Raw genomic sequence first — 3,308 nt, forward strand, 5'->3', positions numbered from 1 at the left:
CAGTCGCTCTTTAACAATGTATATCATGCTGACATAAACGTTTTAAAACGTTTATACGTAATTGTTTTGTGATACGTCTCAAGCGTATCCGGCAATCGTTATCATTGCGAGACACCAGACTCCTTCGGGTTATAGGGTCAAGCAATGAAGCGCACACGGTGGATGCCTAGGCAGCCAGAGGCGATGAAAGACGTGGAAGCCTGCGATAAGGCTCGGCGAGGTGGCAAACAACCTGTGACCCGGGCATCTCTGAATGGGGAAACCCACTCATCATAAGATGAGTATCTTGCGCTGAATATATAGGCGTAAGAGGCGAACCAGGGGAACTGAAACATCTAAGTACCCTGAGGAAAAGAAATCAACCGAGATTCCCCTAGTAGCGGCGAGCGAACGGGGACCAGCCCTTAAGCATGTGACTGATTAGACGAATGCGCTGGGAAGCGCGGCCATAGTGGGTGATAGCCCCGTAGTCGAAAATCTGATCATGTGAAATCGAGTAGGTCGGGGCACGAGAAACCTTGACTGAAGACGGGGGGACCATCCTCCAAGGCTAAATACTCCTGGCTGACCGATAGTGAACCAGTACCGTGAGGGAAAGGCGAAAAGAACCCCGGAGAGGGGAGTGAAATAGATCCTGAAACCGTGTGCGTACAAGCAGTAGGAGCAGACTTGTTCTGTGACTGCGTACCTTTTGTATAATGGGTCAGCGACTTATATTCAGTGGCGAGGTTAACCGTTTAGGGGAGCCGTAGGGAAACCGAGTCTTAACTGGGCGACACAGTCGCTGGATATAGACCCGAAACCGAGCGATCTATCCATGAGCAGGGTGAAGGTTGAGTAACATCAACTGGAGGCCCGAACCAGGATCTGTTGAAAAAGATTTGGATGACTTGTGGATCGGAGTGAAAGGCTAATCAAGCTCGGAGATAGCTGGTTCTCCTCGAAAGCTATTTAGGTAGCGCCTCACGTATCACCGCCGGGGGTAGAGCACTGTTTCGGCTAGGGGGTCATCCCGACTTACCAACCCGAGGCAAACTCCGAATACCGGTGAGTGCAAGCGTGGGAGACACACGGCGGGTGCTAACGTCCGTCGTGAAAAGGGAAACAACCCAGACCGTCAGCTAAGGTCCCGAAATCCTGGTTAAGTGGGAAACGATGTGGGAAGGCTCAGACAGCTAGGAGGTTGGCTTAGAAGCAGCCATCCTTTAAAGAAAGCGTAATAGCTCACTAGTCGAGTCGGCCTGCGCGGAAGATGTAACGGGGCTAAACCAGGTACCGAAGCTACGGGTTCACACTATGTGTGAGCGGTAGAGGAGCGTCGTGTAAGCCGATGAAGGTGAATTGAGAAGTTCGCTGGAGGTATCACGAGTGCGAATGCTGACATGAGTAACGATAAGGGGAGTGAAAAACTCCCCCGCCGGAAGACCAAGGGTTTCTGTTCGACGCTAATCGGAGCAGAGTGAGTCGGCCCCTAAGGCGAGGCCGAAAGGCGTAGTCGATGGGAAACGGGTCAATATTCCCGTACCGGACATGATTGCGATGGGGGGACGGAGAAGGCTAGGTGAGCCAGGCGTTGGTTGTCCTGGTGAAAGTGAGTAGGCTTGGGTCTTAGGTAAATCCGGGACCCTTCAAGGCCGAGACACGAAACGAACTGACTACGGTCAGGAAGTCATTGATGCCACGCTTCCAGGAAAAGCCTCTAAGCTTCAGATCATGTGCGACCGTACCCCAAACCGACACAGGTGGTCAGGGTGAGAATCCCAAGGCGCTTGAGAGAACTCGGGTGAAGGAACTAGGCAAAATGGTGCCGTAACTTCGGGAGAAGGCACGCCGGCGTAGGGTGATGAGACTTGCTCTCTAAGCCCGAACCGGTCGAAGATACCAGGTGGCTGCAACTGTTTAGTAAAAACACAGCACTCTGCTAACGCGCAAGCGGACGTATAGGGTGTGACGCCTGCCCGGTGCCGGAAGGTTAAATGATGGTGTTAGGATTCGTCCGAAGCTCTTGATTGAAGCCCCGGTAAACGGCGGCCGTAACTATAACGGTCCTAAGGTAGCGAAATTCCTTGTCGGGTAAGTTCCGACCTGCACGAATGGCGTAATGATGGCCACGCTGTCTCCACCCGAGACTCAGTGAAATTGAAATCGCCGTGAAGATGCGGTGTACCCGCGGCTAGACGGAAAGACCCCGTGAACCTTTACTATAGCTTCACACTGGACGCTGATGTTGCCTGTGTAGGATAGCTGGGAGGCTTTGAATCTCGGACGCCAGTTCGAGGGGAGCCAACCTTGAAATACCAGCCTGGCATCATTGGCGTTCTCACTCAGGTCCGTTATCCGGATCGAGGACAGTGTGTGGTGGGTAGTTTGACTGGGGCGGTCTCCTCCCAAAGAGTAACGGAGGAGCACGAAGGTACCCTCAGCACGGTCGGACATCGTGCAATGAGTGCAAGAGCATAAGGGTGCTTGACTGCGAGACAGACACGTCGAGCAGGTGCGAAAGCAGGTTCTAGTGATCCGGTGGTTCTGTATGGAAGGGCCATCGCTCAACGGATAAAAGGTACTCCGGGGATAACAGGCTGATACCGCCCAAGAGTTCACATCGACGGCGGTGTTTGGCACCTCGATGTCGGCTCATCACATCCTGGGGCTGAAGTCGGTCCCAAGGGTATGGCTGTTCGCCATTTAAAGTGGTACGCGAGCTGGGTTTAGAACGTCGTGAGACAGTTCGGTCCCTATCTGCCGTGGGCGTTGGATGTTTGAGAAGGGCTGCTCCTAGTACGAGAGGACCGGAGTGGACGCACCTCTGGTGTTCCGGTTGTCACGCCAGTGGCATTGCCGGGTAGCTATGTGCGGACGGGATAACCGCTGAAAGCATCTAAGCGGGAAGCCCCCTTCAAGATGAGACATCCCTGAGGCCTAGAGCCTCCTGAAGGGCCCAGCGAGACCAGCTGGTTGATAGGCACGGTGTGGAAGCGCTGCAAGGCGTTGAGCTAACGTGTACTAATGGCCCGTGAGGCTTGACCCTATAACACCCAAGGGGTCTGGTCGTAGTGATAATGAAAACCGGATACGCGCTTCCTGTCGATGACAGGAAACGAGAGACGCCACAAAACACGTCAGCATGATATGCATTACAAGTTACGCCTGACGACCATAGCACGCGTGAACCACCTGATCCCATGCCGAACTCAGAAGTGAAACCGCTTAGCGCCGATGGTAGTGTGGGGTCTCCCCATGCGAGAGTAGGTCATCGTCAGGCACTTATTTAACAAAGAACCCAGCCAATCGGCTGGGTTTTTTGTTTG

Annotated in this window: 2 rRNA genes; both read left to right on the top strand. The window is 53.6% G+C overall.

The window, feature by feature from the left end:
* Positions 1–135: 135 nt before the first annotated feature.
* Positions 136–3,028, top strand: a 23S ribosomal RNA gene (locus tag HVE01_RS19675).
* Between the two features lie 118 nt (positions 3,029–3,146).
* Positions 3,147–3,262: ribosomal RNA gene (rrf, locus tag HVE01_RS19680) — 5S ribosomal RNA — on the top strand.
* The last annotated feature ends 46 nt before the right edge of the window (positions 3,263–3,308 follow it).

Source organism: Vreelandella venusta (genome assembly GCF_007989605.1).
GTDB lineage: Bacteria > Pseudomonadota > Gammaproteobacteria > Pseudomonadales > Halomonadaceae > Vreelandella > Vreelandella venusta.